Annotated in this window: 16 protein-coding genes; 3 read left to right on the top strand and 13 right to left on the bottom strand. The window is 70.9% G+C overall.

Going from position 1 to position 19,545, the window contains the following annotated elements:
• Positions 1–95 precede the first annotated feature (95 nt).
• From DFR41_RS04865 to DFR41_RS04825, 9 genes are all read right to left on the bottom strand, one after another.
• Positions 96–1,013, bottom strand: a complete 918-nt coding sequence (locus DFR41_RS04865; protein WP_114801882.1) for an SMP-30/gluconolactonase/LRE family protein — start codon at positions 1,011–1,013, stop codon at positions 96–98.
• 13 nt (positions 1,014–1,026) lie between these two features.
• Positions 1,027–1,929, bottom strand: a complete 903-nt coding sequence (locus DFR41_RS04860; protein ID WP_114801881.1) for an amidohydrolase family protein — start codon at positions 1,927–1,929, stop codon at positions 1,027–1,029.
• Between the two features lie 186 nt (positions 1,930–2,115).
• Entirely contained in the window at positions 2,116–3,087 is a 972-nt protein-coding gene (locus tag DFR41_RS04855) for a tripartite tricarboxylate transporter substrate binding protein (protein WP_425326679.1), read from the bottom strand.
• A gap of 149 nt (positions 3,088–3,236) precedes the next feature.
• Positions 3,237–4,229 (bottom strand): Bug family tripartite tricarboxylate transporter substrate binding protein, encoded by a 993-nt coding sequence (locus DFR41_RS04850; RefSeq protein WP_114801879.1) that lies wholly within the window; start codon positions 4,227–4,229, stop codon positions 3,237–3,239.
• Positions 4,230–4,233: 4 nt separating this feature from the next.
• Complete coding sequence (locus DFR41_RS04845) at positions 4,234–5,250, bottom strand: MBL fold metallo-hydrolase (RefSeq protein WP_114801878.1); 1,017 nt, start codon at positions 5,248–5,250, stop codon at positions 4,234–4,236.
• Positions 5,251–5,378: 128 nt separating this feature from the next.
• Positions 5,379–6,293: a hydroxyacid dehydrogenase gene (locus tag DFR41_RS04840; RefSeq protein WP_114801877.1), complete on the bottom strand. Its 915-nt coding sequence runs from the start codon at positions 6,291–6,293 to the stop codon at positions 5,379–5,381.
• Positions 6,290–6,976, bottom strand: a complete 687-nt coding sequence (locus tag DFR41_RS04835) for an RraA family protein (protein WP_017760092.1) — start codon at positions 6,974–6,976, stop codon at positions 6,290–6,292. The genes DFR41_RS04840 and DFR41_RS04835 overlap by 4 nt, the downstream gene beginning before the upstream one ends.
• A 51-nt stretch (positions 6,977–7,027) precedes the next feature.
• A complete protein-coding gene (locus DFR41_RS04830; protein WP_017760093.1) occupies positions 7,028–8,032 on the bottom strand; it encodes a Bug family tripartite tricarboxylate transporter substrate binding protein in 1,005 nt (334 codons plus the stop codon).
• A 4-nt stretch (positions 8,033–8,036) separates the two neighbouring features.
• On the bottom strand, positions 8,037–8,963 hold the full coding sequence (locus tag DFR41_RS04825) for an amidohydrolase family protein (RefSeq protein WP_114802194.1): 927 nt from the start codon (positions 8,961–8,963) through the stop codon (positions 8,037–8,039).
• A gap of 449 nt (positions 8,964–9,412) precedes the next feature.
• Here DFR41_RS04825 and DFR41_RS04820 point away from each other — a divergent pair, with 449 nt between their 5' ends.
• The 3 genes from DFR41_RS04820 to paoC are packed head-to-tail and all read left to right on the top strand — an operon-like array spanning position 9,413 to position 13,172.
• Positions 9,413–10,006, top strand: coding sequence for a 2Fe-2S iron-sulfur cluster-binding protein (locus DFR41_RS04820; protein WP_017758725.1), 594 nt, complete (start codon positions 9,413–9,415; stop codon positions 10,004–10,006).
• A complete protein-coding gene (locus DFR41_RS04815) occupies positions 10,003–10,962 on the top strand; it encodes an FAD binding domain-containing protein (protein ID WP_017758724.1) in 960 nt (319 codons plus the stop codon). Before DFR41_RS04820 ends, DFR41_RS04815 begins: the two co-directional genes overlap by 4 nt.
• Positions 10,959–13,172, top strand: coding sequence for an aldehyde oxidoreductase molybdenum-binding subunit PaoC (paoC, locus tag DFR41_RS04810; protein WP_114801876.1), 2,214 nt, complete (start codon positions 10,959–10,961; stop codon positions 13,170–13,172). Before DFR41_RS04815 ends, paoC begins: the two co-directional genes overlap by 4 nt.
• An 81-nt stretch (positions 13,173–13,253) precedes the next feature.
• Here the strand turns inward: paoC and DFR41_RS04805 are convergent, their stop codons facing one another.
• From DFR41_RS04805 to DFR41_RS04790, 4 genes are all read right to left on the bottom strand, one after another.
• Positions 13,254–14,453 carry a Fic family protein gene (locus DFR41_RS04805; RefSeq protein ID WP_244917647.1) on the bottom strand — a complete coding sequence of 400 codons (1,200 nt, stop codon included), beginning with the start codon at positions 14,451–14,453 and terminating at the stop codon, positions 13,254–13,256.
• A gap of 114 nt (positions 14,454–14,567) precedes the next feature.
• A complete protein-coding gene (locus DFR41_RS04800; protein ID WP_114801874.1) occupies positions 14,568–15,929 on the bottom strand; it encodes a sigma-54-dependent transcriptional regulator in 1,362 nt (453 codons plus the stop codon).
• Positions 15,926–17,884, bottom strand: coding sequence for an ATP-binding protein (locus DFR41_RS04795; protein WP_147284318.1), 1,959 nt, complete (start codon positions 17,882–17,884; stop codon positions 15,926–15,928). Before DFR41_RS04795 ends, DFR41_RS04800 begins: the two co-directional genes overlap by 4 nt.
• 48 nt (positions 17,885–17,932) lie before the next feature.
• Positions 17,933–19,279, bottom strand: coding sequence for a dicarboxylate/amino acid:cation symporter (locus DFR41_RS04790; RefSeq protein ID WP_114801872.1), 1,347 nt, complete (start codon positions 19,277–19,279; stop codon positions 17,933–17,935).
• Between the last annotated feature and the right edge of the window lie 266 nt (positions 19,280–19,545).

Genomic DNA, 19,545 nt, shown 5'->3' with positions numbered 1-19,545 from the left:
GAGGATTGAGGGTCGTTGGAAGTGCAATGGCTCCGACACCGGCCCCAACTGCACTCCACTGCACTGCACCGCCCGGCACCAGGCCGGGCAAGCGTTCAGCCGCGGCGGTGCAGCGGCAGGCCCGGCACGTCCATCTCGGCGGTCATCACGCGACCATGGGTGGAATCGGTGACGAAGAGCGTGCGCCGCTGAGGACCGCCGAAGGCCAGGTTGGTGATGGACGCGCCCGCCGGGCCGCGCAGCACCTGCACCGGCTCGGCGCGCGTGTTGAGCACCCACAGGTAGCCCAGGCCCGGGTTGGCCACCAGCACCCGGCCCTGTGCGTCCACGGCCAGGCCGTCGGGGCCGCTGGAGCCGTAGGAGGTGAAGAACTGGCTCACCTTCGAGACGCTGCCGTCCGGCAGCAGCGGCACGCGCCAGACGCAGTTGCCGCGGGTCACGGCCAGGTACAGCACCTTCTCGTCCGGCGACAGCGCCACGCCGTTGGGGCTGGGGATGTTGCCCAGCAGCTGGTCCAGCCGGCCGTCCGGCGACAGGCGGTAGAGCCGACCCGTTGGGTCGTGCAGACCGGTCTGGCCCTGGTCGGTGAAGTAGAGGTTGCCGGCGCGGTCGAAGACGAGGTCGTTCACGCCCTTGAAGCGCTCGCTGTTGCGCCGCGCCAGGAAGGGCGTGACGCGGCCGCTGGCCACCTCCAGCTGCATCAGCCCGTTCTTGTAGTCGGTGATGAGGAGCGTGCCGGCATCGACGAACTTCATGCCGTTGGGCTCGCCGTCGTACTCGGTCACCAGCGACCAGCGGCCCTGCGGGTCGATGCGGAACACGCGGCCCCAGGGAATGTCGGTGACGTAGAGATGGCCGTCGTCGCCCAGCACGGGACCTTCCAGGAAGGAGTCAGTGGGCGTGCCGCCGCGGTTGGCATCGGCCCAGTCGCTGCGGCGCGGGCGGCGGAACTCGTCGGGCATGGCGCTGAACAGGGTCAGTTCGCGCACCTGGGGCGGTTGGAGAAGGAACATGGTTCGCGTTCTTTCAGGCGGACGGCACGGGGCCGAAGTCGTAGAGCTTCGCCGGGTTGTGGACCACGATGCGCGCGATGCGCGCCGCATCGCCCTCGCACCAGCGGCCGAGCAGGTCGACCAGGGCGGCATCGTCCACGCTGCCCGGCGTCTCGGTGGTGTGGGGCCAGTCGCTGCCCCAGACCAGGCGCTCGGGCCCGCGGCGCACCAGCGCCTGGCCGGCGGCCAGGGTGTCGGCATAGGTCGGGCCGCCCACCGAGGAGCGCATGTAGGCGCCGGAGAGCTTGACCCAGGTGTTGCCCGCATCGAGCAGGCGGCACAGCAGGTCGAAGGCTTCGCCGCTCGCGCCCTGGGCGGGGTCGAGCCGCGCCATGTGGTCCACCACCAGCGGCACGGGCAAACTGCGCAGCAGCGCGGCCATGGCCAGCAGCTGCTCCGGATGCACGAAGACCTGGATGTGCCAGCCCAGCGGCGCGACCTTGGCCGCCAGCGTGGCGAGCATGTCGGGCGTGGTCGTGCCCCAGGACTGCGGCGTCACGAAGTTGACGCGCAGGCCGCGCACGCCCAGGCCGTGCAGGCGCTGCAGCTCCGCGGCCCCCACGCCCGCCTCGACCACCGCCACGCCGCGCGCGGCCTCGCCCATCTGCGCCAGCGCGTCGAGCGTGCAGGTGTTGTCGGTGCCGTAGGTGGAGGGCGTGACGACCACGGCGCGCTGCGTGCCGATGCGCGCCTGCAACTGCCGGTAGGCCGCCACCGGCGCATCGGGCGGCTGGCGCTTCCAGTGCGTCGACGGCGCGAAGCGCGGGTCGAAGATGTGCATGTGGCTGTCGCAGGCCCCCGCAGGCAATGCGAAGCCCGGCCGCCCGAGGCCGGCCGAATGAGGCACCGAATGCAGGAGCGGCAGCGGGGCGACCATTTCAGTGCTCCATGGCGCCACTCGCATCGCCGTCAGCCGGCGTGCCGCCCATGATCGAATGGCCGCGGAGCAGGCCACGCCAGGGCACCCGTGGAACTGGCTTTGCCAGGCCACCGGGTGCGCCCCCCTCCAAGCCGAAGGCGCCAGAGGGGGGAGCCGCGAAGCGGCATGGGGGGTGCTTGCTCATCAATCCAGCTTGATGTCGCCCTTGCGCACCACCTCGCCCCACTTGGCGTCTTCCTTCTTCAGGAAGTCGGCGAAGGCAGCAGGCGTGGAGCCGATGGGCTGCGCGCCCAGGTCCTTCATGCGCTGCAGCACCTCCTCGTCCTTCAGCACCTCGGCCAGGGCCTTCTGCAGCTTGTCGGCGATGTCCTTGGGCGTCTTGGCGGGTAGCAGCATGCCGTTCCATTCATAGGCCTCGTAGCCGGGCACCACGGTCTCGGCCACGGTGGGCACCTCGGGCAGGCGCGGCGAGCGCTGGGGCGAGGTGGCGGCCAGGGCGCGCAACTTGCCGGACGACACCAGCGGATAGCTGGCCGCCACGGTGGCGAACATGAAGTCCACCTGGCCCGCCATCGTGTCGGTGATGGCCGGGCCGCCGCTCTTGTAGGGCACGTGCACCATGTCCAGCCCCAGCTTCTGGCGGAACAGCTCGGCCGCCAGGCGCTGCACCGTGCCGGCGCCGCCCGAGGCGAAGTTGATCTTGTGGGGCTGGGCCTTGGCCGCGGCCACCAGGTCCGCCACCGTCTTGTACGGCGAATCGGCCTTGGTGATGAGCATGTTGGGCATGGTCAGCACCAGCGACAGCGGCTGCAGCGCATCGGCCGCATAGGGCAGGCGCGGGAACAGGTGCGGGTTGATGGCGTAGGGCGTGGCGTCGTAGAGCACGGTGTAGCCATCGGGCGCGGCCTTGGCTGCATAGGCGGCGCCGATGGTGCCGCTGGCGCCGGCGCGGTTGTCCACGATCACGCTGGTGCCCAGCTTCGGGCCCAGCTTGGCCGCGATCACACGCGCCATGGCATCGGCCGCGCCGCCGGGGGCGTAGGGCACGACGATGGTGATCGGGCGCTCGGGGTAGGCCGCGTGCGCGGCGAAGGCCGCCGTCGCCAGGCTGGCGACGAGCAGGCGACGGATCAACGAGAACTTGGAAGAGGCCACACGCATATCTCCGGAGTCATTGGTTGGAAGGAAAAAAAGGGGGCAGCACGGACGGCCGCCTTCATCGAAGCGAGGGCGGCCTGCACGGCCACCCGGTGGGTGCCCTCGACACCGGCGCCTCGGTCGCGCCGACGCCGGGCCCCGCAGGCTCACTCGGGCTTGAGGTCCAGTTCACGCGCGAGCTGGCCGTAGGCCTTGACCTCGCGCGCCAGCTGTTCGCCGAAATCGGCGCCGCACACATGCTGGCTTTCCATGCCCAGACCGCGCAGCTTCTCCTGCGTGGCGCTCTGGCGCACGAAGTCCTGCGCGGTCTTCTGCAGCAGCGCCAGCACGGCGGGCGACGTGCCGGCCGGCGCCAGCAGGCCGTACCAGGCGTCGGCCCGATAGCCCTTGACGCCCGCTTCGTCGAAGGTGGGCACCTGCGGCAACAGCGGCGAACGCTGCGGCGCGGCCACGGCCAGCGCCGTGAGCTTGCCGGCCTGCACCTGCGGCAGCACCGAGCCGAGGGTGGCGAAGGAGCTGTCCACCTGGCCGCCCACGAGGTCGGTGACGGCCTGCGCCGCGCCCTTGTAGGGGATGTGGTTCATGCGCGTGCCGGTCAGCCGAGTGAACTGCTCGCTGGCAAAGTGGCCCGAGCTGCCGGCGCCCGGGGTGGCATAGGTGCGCTGGCCCGGCGCGGCCTTCACCTGCTGCAGGAAGGTGGCCAGATCGGGCACCTTCATCGACGGGCCCACCACCAGTACCGTGGGGCTCACCGCCAGGCTGCACACCGGCGCGAAGGAGCGCACGGCGTCGAACTTGACGCGGCTGCTGTAGAGCGCCGGGATCATGGTGTGGTTGGTGGCGCCCAGCAGCAGCGTGTAGCCATCGGCCGGGGCGCCGGCCACGGCTTCGGCCGCGAGGATGGTGTTGGCGCCCGGCTTGTTGTCCACCAGGAAGGGCTGGCCCAGCGTGCGAGCGGCGTAGTCCGCGAAGGCGCGGGCCACCACGTCGGTGGGGCCGCCGGCCGAGAAGCCGACGACCAGGCGCACCGGCTTGGTCGGGTAGGCGGGCGGCTGGGCCCGTGCATCGGGTGCGCCGGCCGCAAGGCCGAACACGGCGGCGGCGAGCAGGCCGGAGGCCTTGAGCGAAGTCGTGTTCATGGCGTCAGGGCAGCAGGGCGAATCGGTCCCGCTGGGCCAGCGAGCATTCGTTCATCACGGTCAGCGTGCGCTCGACCGTGGGCTCGCCCACCACGAAGGGGTTGGGGCCGGTGCCAGCGGCCTGGCGCAGCCTGGCCATCTTGCCCTGCGAGCCGTCCACCCGCGAATGGTTGGACAGCATCACGTCGATGCCTTCGGTGCGCACGACCTTGACCATGCGCTGCGTGGAGTTGCCATACGCTTCCATGCGCGGAATGTCGGCGCCGAAGTTGAAGCCGGTGCCGCCCCACAGCAGTACGCGATGCTTCTGGCCCTGCCAGGTCACGTCGAACACCGGCGACAGCGTGCCCCAGGTGTGGCCCGGCGTCACGTACAGCGTGAGGCTGGTGCCGCCGAGCGTCAGCTTGTCGCCGTCCTTGACGCTGATGTCGCGCTTGGGCGGCGCACCCCAGATGGGCGTGGCGAATTCGAGCCGGGTCTCCATCATGGTCCAGTCGGTGTCGCTCATGACCACGCGGGCACCGTACTTCTGCGCCAGGTAGGGCGCGCCGCCGTAGTGGTCGCCATGACCATGGGTGACCACGATGTAGCGGATGCGCGCCGGGTCCAGCCCCAGCTTGCGCATGCCGCCCTCGATCAGCGCCGCGGCCTCGGCCTGGTTGTTGAGGGCGTCGATCAGGATGATGCCCTCGGGCGTGTCCACGGCCCAGGCGCTGGCCCAGTCGCCGCCCACGAAGTACAGGTTGTCGAAGGCCCGGCCCGGGGGCGGCGGCGGCCGGTTGATGAGGGCACGCAGGCCGCGGTCGGAATCCTCGTTCTGCACCGGCCGGGCGGTGGGCACCGGCTTGCACAGTGTGAGCACCTCGCCCAGGTCGCTGCCGGCCGCGCGCGTGGCGGCCTCGACGTGGGCGGCGATGCTGGCCTCGGAAGGTCGCTGCGCGGCGGGCGGCGTGCTGGCGCAGCCCCAGAGGGCGGTGGCGACCGCGGCAGCGAGAAGGCCGCGCGGCAGGCGATGGGTCATGGTCGTTGTCTCCTTGTTGCAAACGCTCCGTCGATGCGGAGTTCCGGCCGTCCGGCCCACTGGCTGTCCGGCGCCCTCTCCCGCGGGGAGAGGGGCTGCCGGTCACTCAGCCCTTGCGGGCCTGCAGCTCAGCCGCGCGCGAGCACGGCCAGCAGGTTCTTCGCCGCGGCCACGCCCATGTTGACGTAGGCGTCGCTGGTCACGCCGCCGATGTGCGGGCTCAGCACGATGCGCTCCTGTCCCTGGAAGGGGTGGCCGGCCGTCATCGGCTCGACCGCGAAGCTGTCCAGGCCTGCACTCGCCACCTGGCCCGAACGCACGGCGGCCAGCAGCGCCGCCTCGTCGATCAGTCCGCCGCGTGCCGTGTTGACGACGATCACGCCGCGCTTGCACTGCGCCAGCGTGTCGGCGTTGAGCATGCCGCGGTTCTCGTCGGTCAGGGGGCAGTGCAGCGAGATGACGTCGGCCTCGCGCCAGATGGTGGCGAGGTCCGCCGTCTGGATGTAGTCGGGCAGGTTCTTGGCGAAGGGGTCGAAGCCGATCACCCGCATGCCGATGCCATCTGCCATGCGCGCGAAGCGCTGGCCGATGGCGCCCAGGCCCACCAGGCCGACGGTGCGGCCGCCCAGCTCCAGGCTCTTGTGCGTGGCCTTGTCCCAGTGGCCGGCGTGCATGCGCGCATCCAGCGACACCACCGACTTGGCGCAGGCCAGCATCAGGGCCAGGGCCTGCTCGGCCACGGCGGCGGCGTTGGCGCCCACGGCGGCCACCACCTCGATGCCGCGCGCCTTGGCCGCCACCTTGTCGATGGTGTCGGTGCCGCTGCCGTGCTTGGAGATGACCTTGAGCGACGGCGCCGCGTCCATCATCTCAGCGGTCACCTTGCCGTAGCGCACGATGATGGCCACCGGATCATGACGCTTGCACAGGGCCACCAGGTCCTCTTCGGTCGGCGTCTTGCCGGCGTAGACCACCTCGAGGTTCTTCAGCAGGTCCAGCGCCTGCGGCGCCAGGTCGGCGGCGGTGACGAGGACCGTGCTCACAGCGACTCCCCTTCCTTCAGGACGCCGGCCGCGCGCAGGGCAGCGGGCAGCCACTTGGCGGCGGTATCGCCCCGCGCGATGGACTCCAGGCGCGCGGCTTCGTCGGCGACCTTCTTGTCGGCCAGGTCCATCATGGCGGGCGCCTTCTCGCGCTCGATCACCACCACGCCGTCGGCATCGCCCACCACCAGGTCACCGGGGTTGACGCTGGCGCCACCGGCCGAGATCGGATGGTTGATGCGGCCGGGCACGAACTTGGTGGGGCCGGCCGGGTTGAAGCCGGCGCTGAAGACCGGGAAGTCCAGCTCCAGCAGCTCCATCTTGTCGCGGATGGCGCCGTCGACGATCACGCCGGCCAGGCCGCGCTTCTTGCAGGCGCTGAGCATCAGCGTGCCCATGAGGGCGGCCGTCTGGTCGCCTTTGCCGTCGATCACCAGCACGTCGCCCGGCTGGGCCAGCGCGATGGCGGCATGGATCATCAGGTTGTCGCCGGGGCGCACTTCGACGGTGAAGGCCGGGCCGGCCACGGCCATGCTGTGGTGCACGGGCGCGACGCGGGCATTCATGGTGCCGCGGCGGCCGGCCACGTCGGCCAGGATGGCGGCCTGGAAGGTGGCGGCCTTGGCGACCACTTCATGGGAGACGCGCTCGATGTCGCGGACGATTTCGGGGAGTTGGCTCATGGCGTTGGCTCGGTTCGGAAGAAGAGGAAGAAGGAAGGAGAAAAAGAGAGCTCAGTCCGCCTTGATGCCACCCTTGCGGATGACCTCGGCCCACTTGGCGGAGTCGGACTTCTGCAGCGCGCCCAGCTGCGCGGGCGTGCCGCCCACCAGCGTGATGCCCAGCTTGTCGGCCAGGGCGATCAGGTCGGGGGTCTTGAGGGCGGCATTGATGTCGCGGTTGAGGCGGTCCACCACAGGGGCGGGCGTGCCGGCCGGCGCGAAGACGGCCTGCCACTGCTCGACGACGAAGTCCTTGAGGCCGGCCTCGCCCATCGTGGGCACGTCGGGCAGGGCCTTGAGGCGTGCGGCCGAGGTGACGGCCAGGGCGCGCAGCCGGCCCGACTGCACATGCGGCAGCGCCGCCGCAGCCGGGGCGAACATGAAGTTCACCTGCTCGCCCAGCGTGTCCTGCAGCGCAGGGGTGTCGCCCTTGTAGGGCACGTGGATGAAGCGGCTGCCGGTCTGCTGCGCCAGCAGCTCGCCCTGCATCTGCAGGATGGTGCCGGTGCCGCCCGAGGCGAAGGCCAGCTTGCCCGGCTGCGCCTTGGCGGCGGCCAGCAGGTCGGCCACGCTGCGGTAGGGCTGGTTGGCGCCCACCACCAGGATGTGCGGGATGGTGCCGATGGTGATCACCGGCGCGAAGCTGCCGATGGGGTCGTAGGGCAGCTTGCCCATCAGGTGCGGCGCGATGGCCTGGGGGCCGATGGAGGTGCCCAGCAGCGTGTAGCCGTCGGGCGCCGACTTGGCGACGTAGGCCGCGCCGATGGTGCCGGTGGCGCCGGCGCGGTTGTCCACGATGACGTTGGTGCCCAGCGAGCCGTTCAGCTTCTGCGCCACGGCGCGGCCCAGCACATCGGTGCTGCCGCCGGGCGGATAGGGCACCACCCAGGTGATGACGCGGCCGGTGGGCCAGTCGCCCTGGGCCAGCGCACCGCCTGCGGCCAGCATGGCGCAGGCGCCAGCGCCGGCGATCAGGCCCCGACGGATGAGGGAAAAGGGAGTGGTGGCGAAAGTCATGGCTCTATGTCTCTGTCTGTTGTGGGAGGTCGGGAAAGGGGCCGAAGCCGTAAAGCGCGGCCGGGTTGCGCACCAGCACCTGCGCGAGGCGCTCGCCCCCGCCGGTCCACTGCGCCAGCCGGTCGAGCTGGCGGGCGTCGTCGGGCAGGGGCTGCAGGCCGGCCGAGGCGGTGGCGTGGGGCCAGTCGCTGCCCCAGACGACGCGCTCGGGCGCGGCGTCGAGGAAGCTGCGGGCAAGGTCGTCCAGCGCCGGGTCCTCGGTGCTGCGCGTGGGGCTCACCAGGTAGCCGCCGGACAACTTGATCCAGGCCCGGCCGGTGCGCAGCAGCTGCAGCACCATGGCATGCGCGGGATGGCGGCCGGCATCGGCGGGCGACAGCCGCGCGAAGTGGTCGAAAACCAGCGGCACGGGCAGTGCGGCCAACACGGCGGCCTGGGCCTGCAGCAGGTCGGCCGGCATCAGCAGCTGCAGGTGCCAGCCCAGCGGCGCGATGCGCTGTGCGATGGGGCCCAGCATGTCCGCATGCGTGCCCACGCCCAGCGAGAGGTTGAGCCGCACGCCGCGCACGCCCTGCGCATGCAGATGCGCAAGCTGCGCGTCGGACTCGCTGCCGTCGATCACCGCCACGCCGCGGGCGGCGGCGCCCAGGGCATGCAGGGCCGCGAGCATCGGTCGGTTGTCGGTGCCGTAGGTGGAGGGCGTGACCACCACGGCGCGCTGCAGGCCGGTGCGGCGCTGCAGAAGCCGGTAGTCGTCGACGGAAGCGTCGGGCGGCAGCAGGCGGGCGCCGGGCACCGCAGGAAAGGCGCCGTCGTAGACATGCAGGTGGCAGTCGCAGGCGCCGGCCGGCAGCGCCACCGCGGGCGGCTGCGTGCCGGCGCTGAAGGGCACGGTGGAAGAGCGACCGGCCTGATCCCGCTGCGCGCCCATGCCCGTGGCCGCGCCGTCGAAGGGCGGCTGCGCGGCAGTCGAGTGCAGGGGCAGGTTCATCCGGTCGTCTCCAGGCGCGGCGTCTTGGCGCTGCGATGCGGCGGACTCTAGGTGCGCGTTGCACTAATCACAATGGCGATTCGCAGAGCGAAACACGTTGTGGTCTGTGAAACGGGATCGAGGCTGACCCCGTTGGCGGCATGCAGCCGAAATGCAGCCTCGCGGGAGCCACGGCCCAGGCACCCGGTCGGCCCGCGGAAGGCGGGAGTCGGCGCGCTGTCCGGCGCGTCCCACATGGCGGCGCGCTTTCAGCCGGCGACCGGCTGGTCCCTGCACCGAGTCGGGAGACAGCGGCAGCGTCCCACAGTGGGCTGCTGCCGCCGCCCGCCTTGCCAGGCATCGCCATCCCCGCCCTCCCTGTTCCAGGCGGCCCATCCCACGGAGTTCCCATGGCCCCCACGTCCAAATCCCCACCGCTGCGCGACCGCGCACCGGAAGCCGCGCCCGGCGGCAACACGCCCGCCGCGGCCCTGCAGACCACCGTCCGCCTGACCGTCAACGGCGAGGCGCGCAGCCTCACGCTCGACAACCGCACCAGCCTGCTCGACGCCCTGCGCGAGCACCTGCATCTGTGCGGCACCAAGAAGGGCTGCGACCACGGCCAGTGCGGCGCCTGCACGGCGCTGGTCGACGGCCGGCGCATCAACACCTGCCTGAGCCTGGCGGTGATGCACGAAGGCAGCGAGGTCACCACCATCGAGGGCCTGGGCACGCCCGAGGCCATGCATCCCATGCAGGAGGCCTTCGTGCGCCATGACGGCTTCCAGTGCGGCTACTGCACGCCGGGACAGATCTGCTCGGCCGTGGGCGCCCTGCGCGAACTGCGCGACGGCGCGCCCAGCCACGCCAGTGCCGACCTGCAGGCCCAACCCCTGCTGTCGCCTGACGAGATGCGCGAGCGCATGAGCGGCAACATCTGCCGCTGCGGGGCCTACAGCAACATCCAGCAAGCCATCGCCGAAGCCGCGGAGGCCACCCGATGAAAGCCTTCAGCTACGAACGCGCGGCCACGCCCGAAGCGGCGGTCGCGGCCCTCGCCCGCACGCCGGACGCCCGCTTCATCGCCGGCGGCACCAACCTGCTGGACCTGATGAAGCTGCAGGTGGAGACGCCGACCCACCTCATCGACATCAACGGCCTGGGGCTGGATCGCATCGAGCCCATCGAGGGCGGCGGCCTGCGCATCGGCGCGCTGGTGCGCAACACCGACCTGGCGGCCGACGCCCGCGTGCGGCGCGACTACGGCGTGCTGTCGCGCGCGCTGCTCGCCGGGGCCTCGGGCCAATTGCGCAACAAGGCCACCACCGCGGGCAACCTGCTGCAGCGCACGCGTTGCCCCTACTTCTACGACACCGCGCTGCCCTGCAACAAGCGAGAGCCCGGCAGCGGCTGCGGCGCGCTGCAGGGCTACAGCCGCCAGCTGGCGGTGGTGGGCGGCAGCGAGCACTGCATTGCCACCCATCCCGGCGACATGTCGGTCGCCCTGCGCGTGCTCGATGCTCAGGTCGAGACGGTGCAGCCGGGCGGCCAGCGCCGCACCATTCCCATTGCCGACTTCCATCGGCTGCCGGGCAACACGCCGGAGCGCGACACGGTGCTGGCGCCGGCCGAACTGATCACGTCGGTGACACTGCCGGCCCCGGTGGGCGGCACGCACATCTACCGCAAGGTACGCGACCGCGCCTCCTACGCCTTTGCGCTGGTGTCGGTGGCGGCCATCGTGCAGCCGGACGGCACGGGCCGCGTCGCCTTCGGCGGCGTCGCGCCCAAGCCGTGGCGCATGGAAGCCGCCGAGGCCGAACTGCCGAACGGTCCGCACGCCGTGACCGAGCGTCTGTTCGCCGACGCCCATCCGCGCCCCGACAACGCCTTCAAGCTGCCGCTGGCGCAGCGCACCCTGGCGGCCGCGCTGGCCGACGCGAAGGAGATGCAGCCGTGAAATTCGATCCCTCCACCACTGCCGTGCCCAGCGAGGACCTGCGCCACGTCGGCCAGGCCACGCACCGCGTCGACGGCCCGCGCAAGACCACAGGCACCGCACCTTACGCCGGCGAATGGCATCCCGAGTTCGATGCCCATGTGCGCGACGCCGCGTACGGCTGGGTGCTCGGGGCCGGCATCGGCAAGGGCCGCATCGCCAGCATGGACCTGGAAGCCGCCCGCGCCGCGCCGGGCGTGCTGGCCATCGTCACGGCCGCGGACGCGGGCTCGCTCGACAAGTCCCAACGCAACACGGCCCGACTGCTCGGCGGCCCCGCCATCGACCACTACCACCAGGCCATCGCCGTGGTGGTCGCCGAGACGCTGGAACAGGCCCGCGCGGCCACCGCGCTGATCCGCGTGCGCTACGAGAGCCTGTCCGGCCGCTTCGACCTGGACGCCGAACGTGAGCACGCCGAGATCGCCGGCGATGACGCCAAGACCGAGGTCGGCGATTTCGACGCGGCCTTCGCTGCCGCGCCCGTGCAGCTCGACGCCACCTACACCACGCCCGACGAGTCGCACGCCATGATGGAGCCACATGCCACTCTCGCGTCGTGGGAGGGCGATCGCCTCACCGTGTGGACCTCGACCCAGATGGTCGACTGGTGCCGCACCGACCTCGCGGCCACGCTGAAGATGCCCAAGGAGAAGGTGCACGTGCGCTCGCCCTTCATCGGTGGCGGCTTCGGCGGCAAGCTGTTCCTGCGTGCGGACGCGCTGTTGGCGGCCCTGGCGTCGCGCGCGGTGGGCCGCCCTGTGCGCGTCGGACTGCATCGTCCGCTGATCGCCAACAACACCACGCACCGCCCTGCCACGATCCAGCGCATTCGCCTGGGCGCGGAGAAGGACGGGCGCATCAGCGCCATCGCGCACGAGAGCTGGTCCGGCGACCAACCCGAAGGCCAGCCGGAGACGGCCGTCAACCAGACCCGGCTGATCTATGCCGGCGCCAATCGGCGCACCGCCATGTACCTGGCCGAGATGGACCTGCCGGAAGGCAACTCCATGCGCGCGCCCGGCGAGGCGCCCGGCATGGCGGCGCTGGAAGTCGCCATGGACGAGCTGGCCGAGCGCCTGGGCATCGACCCGGTCGAGCTGCGCCTGCGCAACGACACAGAGGTAGACCCGGAGCATCCCGAGCGCCGCTTCACCCAGCGTCGTCTGGCGAACTGCCTGCGCGAAGGCGCCCAGCGCTTCGGCTGGGACCAGCGTCCCGCGAAGCCCGGCGTCAAGCGCGAGGGCCGCTGGGCCATCGGCGTCGGCATGGCAGCGGCCTTCCGCAACCACATCCTGATGAAGTCGGCCGCGCGCGTGCGTCTCGCACCCGATGGCAGCGTCACGGTCGAGACCGACATGACCGACATCGGCACCGGCAGCTACACCATCCTGGCGCAGACCGCGGCCGACCTGTTGGGCGTGTCGCTGGAGCGCGTCGCGGTGAAGCTGGGCGATTCGGACTGGCCGGTGTCGGCCGGCTCGGGCGGCCAGTTCGGCGCGGCCAATGCCACGGGCGGCGTCTATGCCGCCTGCGTTAAGCTGCGCGACGCCATCGCCCGCAAGCTGGGACTGGAGGCCGAGGGCGCCGAGTTCGCGGACGGTGAGGTCCGAAGCGGTGGCCGGAGCAGGGCCCTGGCCGAGGCGGTGAAGGACGGCGAGCCCCTGACGGCCGAGGACGGCATCGAGTACGACGAGTCGCTGTCCAAGCAATGGCAGCACTCGACCTTCGGCGCCCACTTCGTGGAAGTGGCGGTGCATGTGGACACGGCCGAGATCCGCGTGCGCCGCATGCTGGCCGTGTGTGCCGCCGGCCGCATCCTGAATCCGGTGACCGCCCGCAGCCAGGTGATCGGCGCCATGACCATGGGCGTCGGCGCCGCGCTGATGGAAGAGCTGGCGGTGGACACCCGCCTGGGCCTCTTCATCAACCACGATCTGGCGGGCTACGAGGTGCCGGTGCATGCCGACATTCCCGAGCAGGAGGTGGTGTTCCTGGACGAGCCCGACGGCATGGCCTCGCCCCTGGCCGCCAAGGGCATCGCCGAGCTGGGCCTGTGCGGCGCGGCGGCGGCCGTGGCCAATGCCGTCTACAACGCCACGGGCGTGCGGGTGCGGGACTATCCGGTCACGTTGGACAAACTGATCGCGCAGTGGCCGGCGGCGGCTTAAGGTGCCGGCAAGGAGCATGCAGCGGCAGCGCCAGCGCCAGCGCCAGCGCCGTGCTGTCTGCTCCTGCCATTCGCCAGACTCCTATTCAGTGACGGCCGCCGCAGCCTCCGGATAGAGGCTTGGAAAGAGGATGTTCAGCGCGTGCAGCGGGAAGGCAAGCCGCAGCGCGCCACGATGGCTGTCGCTCTGCAACAGCCCATCCTTGAGGAAGCGCGAAATCACCTTGCGGGCTGTGCGCTCTTCCAATCCCGTCATACGGCTGAACTCGCCGCGCGACAGGGTCCCAGCGGCGGCGAGCATCTGGAGCGGCAATACCGCTTCTTCGCGGTATTCCGTCGAATCACCGCCCGCTCGTCGCACCAGCACCCAGGCTTGCAGACGTTCGCGCAGGCGACTCAGGTCCAGCATGTGCGCCATGAAGCCGATCTGGTCCGCGCAGACATCCAGGAAGTAACTGCACCAGTCCCAGAGTGCCTTCTCGCTGAGATTGCCGCGACCATCCAGGTCGCCCTGACGCGAGGCGTCAGCGCCGTCGAGCATCAGGTAGTAGCGGTCCCGGTCCCGCGCCAACCCCCGATTGACCGACCAGAGTCCTCCGCTCAGAAGAAACAGGGCGCAGTGCGTCTGCAGGCGCACCGCGCGACCGTTGCCATCCTCGAAGGGGTGGGTCCACATCATCCGGTGATGGGCGGCGGCCACGGTGTAGAGCAGCGCATCGACGCCTTTCAGGCGGCCATACACCTCGTCCATCCGCTCGAGAAATCGCGCAACGGAAGACCAGGTCGGCGGCTGGTGGCGGCCAACCGCCACGTCGTGCCGGCGAAGTTCGCCGGGCAGGATCTCGCGGCCATCGTCGGTACGCCGGTCCTCCGCCGGAAGGCGCTCGTAGAGCTGGCGATGGGCCAGCTGCACAAAGCCGCTGGACAGCGCCTCTGCCTCCGTGCTCACCAGCGGCTCGAGCGCCCGCTCGGCCTCGATGTGCGCCAGCGCCAGCCGCTGCCGCCGCGCCACATCGGGTGTCGCTGAAAAGTCCTGCCGAAGCGCCCGTTCGATGTGGGCGGGATGTGTGCTCTGCCCCTCGATTCGGTTGGAGTAGTACGAGTTCATGGATCGCACGATCTCGCGCAGACCAGCCCGCACCGGCTCGCTGGCCGCAGCTTTGAGGGCGGCCGACTTTTCGAACACCTCCCGTGTCCGCTCCCGAAGCAGGTCCAGCCTTTGGGCGGGAACCAGCGGCTCGAACTGATGCGGCTGGTCGAAGACAGCGATGCGAGTAGACACCACGAATTCCGGTTCAGTTTCCGCTTATTCTATGAATATGTCATTGAATGACAGCAATTTATGAATCAGATAGCCACATGGTGATTCCGGTTCTTTTTCCGGTGACCCCAGCCGCTACTCCTCCCGCCGATACCCCGCCGCATCGATCCCCAGCCGCTTCACCTTGTCGTACAGCGTGGCCTTGGCGATGCCCAGTTCCTTGGCGGCCTGGGGCACGTCGCCCTGCAGGCGGCGCAGGGCCTCACTGAGCAGGGTCCGTTCGATCTGCTCCATGTGCTCCGGCAGCGAGACGCCGCGCTGGCCACCGCCCAGCGCGTCGGAAAAACTGTCGCCCAGCAGCCCGAGCACATAGCGGTCGGCCACATTGCGCAGCTCGCGCACATTGCCCGGCCAGGCATGGCCCAGCAGCGCGGACAGGGCCTGGGTGTCGGGCACCGGCGCCGGCTGGCCGTAGCGCTTGGCGGCCTGCAGCGTGAAGTGCTCGAAGAGCAGGGGGATGTCCTCGCGCCGCTCGCGCAGCGGTGGCAGCTCGATGAAGGCCACGCCCAGTCGGTAATACAGGTCGGCGCGGAAGCGTCCCTGCTCGCTGGCCTCGCGCAGGTCGACCTTGCTGGCGGCGATCACGCGGCAGTCCACCGGCACCTGCTGGTTGGAGCCCACGCGCTCGATGGTGCGCTCCTGCAGCGCGCGCAGCAGCTTGACCTGCACGGCCATCGGCATGCTCTCGATCTCGTCGAGGAACAGCGTGCCGCCGTGCGCATGCTCGAACTTGCCAATGCGGCGCTTGACGGCACCGGTGAAGGCACCGGCCTCGTGGCCGAAGAGTTCGCTATCGACCAGGTTCTCGGGCAGGCCGCCGCAGTTGACCGGCACGAAGTGGCCGCCGCGCCGGCTGCTGCGCTCGTGCAGGCAGCGGGCGACCAGGTCCTTGCCGGTGCCGGTCTCGCCGTAGATGACCACGTCGGCCGGCGTGGCCGCCAGCGTGCGCACGGCCTGGCGCACGCGCTCCATGGCGGCGGAGCGGCCGATGAGCGTGGCCTTGATGCCGCTCCAGTCGTCCAGCGCGCGGCGCAGCGATTCGACCTCCAGCGCCAGCCGGCGCTGCTCGGCGGCGCGGCGCACCACGGCCACCAGCCGGTCGGAGGCATAGGGCTTCTCGATGAAGTCGTAGGCGCCGTCGCGCATGGCCTGCACCGCCATGGCGATGTCGCCATGGCCGGTGACCAGGATCACGGGCAGTTGCGGATCGGCGCGGCGCAGCTCGGCCTGCCAGCCCAGGCCGCTCTGGCCGGGCAGCTGAACGTCGCACACCACCACGGCGGGCACGCCCTCGGTGACGGCGGCGCGGGCGGGCTCGACGGCGCCGAAGGCCTGGACCTCGAAGCCGGCCAGGTCCAGCGCCTGGGCGGCGCCCAGGCGCACGTCCTCGTCGTCCTCGACCAGCAGCACGCGGATGGGATGGGTGGGGGCGTTCATGGTTGTTCGCGGGGGGCGGGGGCGGGTGCGTCGGTGGCCACGTCGGCGGGCAGCTCGATGACGAAGGCAGCGCCAGCCCCATCGGGCATCTCGTCGGGCCGGGCCAGGCGCAGGCTGCCGCCGAAGGCCTGGATGATATGGGCCGACATCATCAGCCCCAGGCCCAGGCCGCGGCCGGCAGGCTTGGTGGTGAAGAAGGGCTCGAACAGCCGCGCCTGCGCCTCGGGCGCGATGGGCGGGCCGCTGTTGGCGACGACGATGCGGCAGAGCACAGTGGCGCTGTCGCGATCGGACTCCTGCCGCAGCCCGACGCTGGCCGTAGACGGGCGCGCACCTTCAGCCGCCGCATCCATGCGCACGGGCTCGCCGCACTGCGCTGTCACGGCGATCCACCGCGTCCCGGCCGGCACTTCGGCCAATGCATCGGCCGCGTTGCCGACGAGGTTGGCCAGCACCTGGACCAGGCGCGTCTCCTCGGCCATCACCGCCAGGGTGGCGGGCAGGCCGTCGGTGCGCAGGTCCACGCCCAGCTCGCGCAGGCGGGGCGCATGCAGCAGGGCGGCCTCGCGCAACGCCCGCTCCAGCAGCACCGGGACGGGCGGCTCGGTGCGCTTGTGCGCAAAGACCTTGAGCTGCGCGGTGAGCCGGCCCAGCCGGTGCACCAGCTGAGCGATGCGTGAGAGATTGGCGCGCGCATCCTCGCTGCGACCGCGCTCCAGCAGCAGCACTGCGTTGTCCGACAGCGTGTGCAGTGCCGCCAGCGGCTGGTTGAGCTCGTGCACCATGCCGGCGGACATCTGACCGAGCACGGCCAGCTGACCCGCGTGGACCAACTCGGCTTGCGCGGCGCGCAGCTCGGCGGTGCGCTCCTGCACGCGGCGCTCCAGCGAATCGTTGGCGGCCTGCAGCGCGGCCCGGCTGGCCAGCTGCTGGCGCACCAGCCGGCGGCGCTGGCGCAGCACGAGCAGACCCAGCAGCAGCGCGGCGGCCGCCAGCGCGGCACCGGCGGCCGCGGCGGCGGCCACGGCCCGCACGGGGCCCTCGTCGCTCAGCAGCACCAGGCGCCAGCGGCCGGCGTCCAGCCGGTGCACGGTGGCCGCATAGGTCCGGCCGTCCAGACGCACCTCGCGCACCGGGCCGGGCTCCAGCGGGCCGTCGCCGGCCATGCGCCACGCCAGTGGCGTGAGCCGGGCGTCGCCGTAGCGCCGCGAGGTGGTGGCCTCGGCCCGCTCGGCCTCGGGCAGCGGCGCGATGGGGCGGTACTTCCAGTCCTCGCGCGAGGCCAGGATGGCGACCTGGTGCTCGTCGAGCAACAGCATCTCGCCGGGCAGCTGGCGCCAGGCCAGCGCCGCGGGGCGCAGGTCGATCTTGACGGTGGCCACGCCGCGCACCGGGCCGCCGCCGCGCGGCAGCGCATAGGCCAGGTAGTAGCCCGGCACGCGGCTGGTGACGCCGATGCCGTAGAAGCGCCCCCGCCCACCGGCCAGGGCCTCGCGCAGATAGGGCCGGTACGACAGGTTCTGGCCGGCGGGTGTGCCGAGCTGGCCATCGTCGCTGGCCGCGGCGGCCACGCCGCCGGGTTCGAGCACGTAGAGCGTCTCGGCCCCGGCGATGGCGTTGAGCGCATGCAGGTAGTGGCTGGCCTGCGCGCGCAGCGCCGGGTCGAAGGGGCTGGCCAGCAGCTGCTGCACCTGGGGCGAGGTCTCCAGCAGCGCGGGCAGGTAGTCGAAGCGGGCCAGCTCGGCCTCGATGCGGCCGACCTCCATGTCCAGCCGGTGGTCGGCCGCCTCGCCCAGGCGGTCCAGCCCGATGCGCAGCGCCAGGGCGTACGCGCCCCAGGCCGCCAGCGCCACCAGGGCGAGCACGGCCAGCGCGGGACCCAGGCGGGTGCGCCCGGCGCCAGTCGGCAGGAACGGAAAAGGGGCGCGACGCGCCCCTGGGGAGTTGGATGCCACGGCGCGAGTATGGCCGTGGCGGGCGGCGGCCGGCGCCGCCGTGGCTTCTCAGGCCGCCTTCGTGGGAAAGCGCGCGGTGGTGGCGTCCAGCACCTGCTCGGGCGCGTCGGCTTCGAGCGTGCTCTCGTTGTTCAGCACCTCGTGCATGCGGCTCTCGTCCAGGTCGCCGGTCCACTTGCCGACCACCACCGAGGCGACGGTGTTGCCCACCAGGTTGGTCAGCGCGCGGGCCTCGCTCATGAAGCGGTCGATGCCCAGGATCAGCGCCAGGCCGGCCACCGGCACATGGCCCACGGCCGACAGCGTGGCCGCCAGCACGATGAAGCCGCTGCCCGTGACGCCGGCGGCGCCCTTGGAGGTGAGCAGCAACACCAGCAGCAGCGTGATCTGGTGCGTGATGTCCAGCTGGGTGTTGGTGGCCTGGGCGATGAAGACCGCGGCCATGGTCAGGTAGATCGAGGTGCCGTCCAGGTTGAAGGAATAGCCCGTGGGCACCACCAGGCCGACGGTGGACTTGCGCACGCCCAGGTTCTCCAGCTTGGCCATGATGCGCGGCAGCGCGGCTTCGGAGCTGCTGGTGCCCAGCACGATCAGCAGTTCTTCCTTGATGTACTTGACCAGCTTCCAGATGCTGAAGCCGTGCATGCGCGCCACGATGCCCAGCACCAGGAACACGAAGACGAAGCAGGTCGCGTAGAAGGTGCCCATCAGGAAGGCCAGCTGCTTGAGCGAGCCCACGCCGTACTTGCCGATGGTGAAGGCCATGGCGCCGAAGGCACCGATGGGCGCCACCTTCATGATGTAGCCCACGATCACGAAGAGCACGTGCGAGGACTTCTCGATCATGTCGAACACCAGCGTGCCGCGGCCACCGAAGCGGTGCAGCGCAAAGCCGAAGAGCACGGCCACCAGCAGCACCTGCAGCATCTCGCCCTTGGCGAAGGCGTCCACCACCGTGTTGGGGATGATGGCCAGCAGGAACTCGGTCGTGCTCTGCATCTTGCCCGGGGCGGTGTAGGCGGCGATGGCCTTGGTGTCGAGCGAGGCCGGGTCGACGTTCATGCCCGCGCCGGGCTTGACCACATTGACGATGATCAGGCCGATGATCAGCGCCACGGTGCTCATGATCTCGAAGTACAGCAGGGCGTAGCCGCCGGTCTTGCCGACCTTCTTCATGTCTTCCATGCCCGCGATGCCGACCACCACGGTGCAGAAGATGATCGGCGCGATGATCATCTTGATGAGCTTGATGAAGCCGTCGCCCAGCGGCTTCATGTCGGTGCCGAGGGCGGGATAGAAGTGGCCCAGGAGCACGCCGATGACGATGGCGACGATGACCTGGAAATAGAGGGACCGGTAAAGCGGCTGGCGGCGGGTGGGGGTCGGGTCTTGCATGCGGGCTCCTGGGGTGTCTCCGTGGCGGAAAGGGGCGCCATCGATGGCGGCCGCTGCTTAGCGCAAGGAGGGTGCCAGCCCGGACGGGCGGCGGAGGCGATGCAAGCTGTTGTTTTTAAATGGCTTTTTGGAGCCTTGCGGCGCGTGGCCAAGCCGCGCCCAGACTGCGTGCGGCAGGTGCGTCCGGCGAACCGGACGCAAGGTTTCGGGAAAACCCTAGTGACTCAGCGTGGAGCGTCCCGGCTTCGACAGGCGCAGCCCGAACG

It is taken from the genome of Pseudacidovorax intermedius (assembly GCF_003350475.1).
Lineage (GTDB): Bacteria > Pseudomonadota > Gammaproteobacteria > Burkholderiales > Burkholderiaceae_C > Xenophilus > Xenophilus intermedius.
This window is presented reverse-complemented; position numbering and strand designations above follow the sequence as displayed.

Bases quoted from the DNA above. Each gene is read 5' to 3' on its own strand.
- DFR41_RS04830 (WP_017760093.1), bottom strand. From the start codon at position 8,032: ATGACTTTCGCCACCACTCCCTTTTCCCTCATCCGTCGGGGCCTGATC.
- DFR41_RS04860 (WP_114801881.1), bottom strand. From the start codon at position 1,929: ATGGTCGCCCCGCTGCCGCTCCTGCATTCGGTGCCTCATTCGGCCGGC.
- DFR41_RS04850 (WP_114801879.1), bottom strand. From the start codon at position 4,229: ATGAACACGACTTCGCTCAAGGCCTCCGGCCTGCTCGCCGCCGCCGTG.
- DFR41_RS04820 (WP_017758725.1), top strand. From the start codon at position 9,413: ATGGCCCCCACGTCCAAATCCCCACCGCTGCGCGACCGCGCACCGGAA.
- DFR41_RS04825 (WP_114802194.1), bottom strand. From the start codon at position 8,963: ATGGGCGCGCAGCGGGATCAGGCCGGTCGCTCTTCCACCGTGCCCTTC.
- DFR41_RS04800 (WP_114801874.1), bottom strand. From the start codon at position 15,929: ATGAACGCCCCCACCCATCCCATCCGCGTGCTGCTGGTCGAGGACGAC.
- DFR41_RS04845 (WP_114801878.1), bottom strand. From the start codon at position 5,250: ATGACCCATCGCCTGCCGCGCGGCCTTCTCGCTGCCGCGGTCGCCACC.
- DFR41_RS04815 (WP_017758724.1), top strand. From the start codon at position 10,003: ATGAAAGCCTTCAGCTACGAACGCGCGGCCACGCCCGAAGCGGCGGTC.
- DFR41_RS04790 (WP_114801872.1), bottom strand. From the start codon at position 19,279: ATGCAAGACCCGACCCCCACCCGCCGCCAGCCGCTTTACCGGTCCCTC.
- DFR41_RS04865 (WP_114801882.1), bottom strand. From the start codon at position 1,013: ATGTTCCTTCTCCAACCGCCCCAGGTGCGCGAACTGACCCTGTTCAGC.
- DFR41_RS04835 (WP_017760092.1), bottom strand. From the start codon at position 6,976: ATGAGCCAACTCCCCGAAATCGTCCGCGACATCGAGCGCGTCTCCCAT.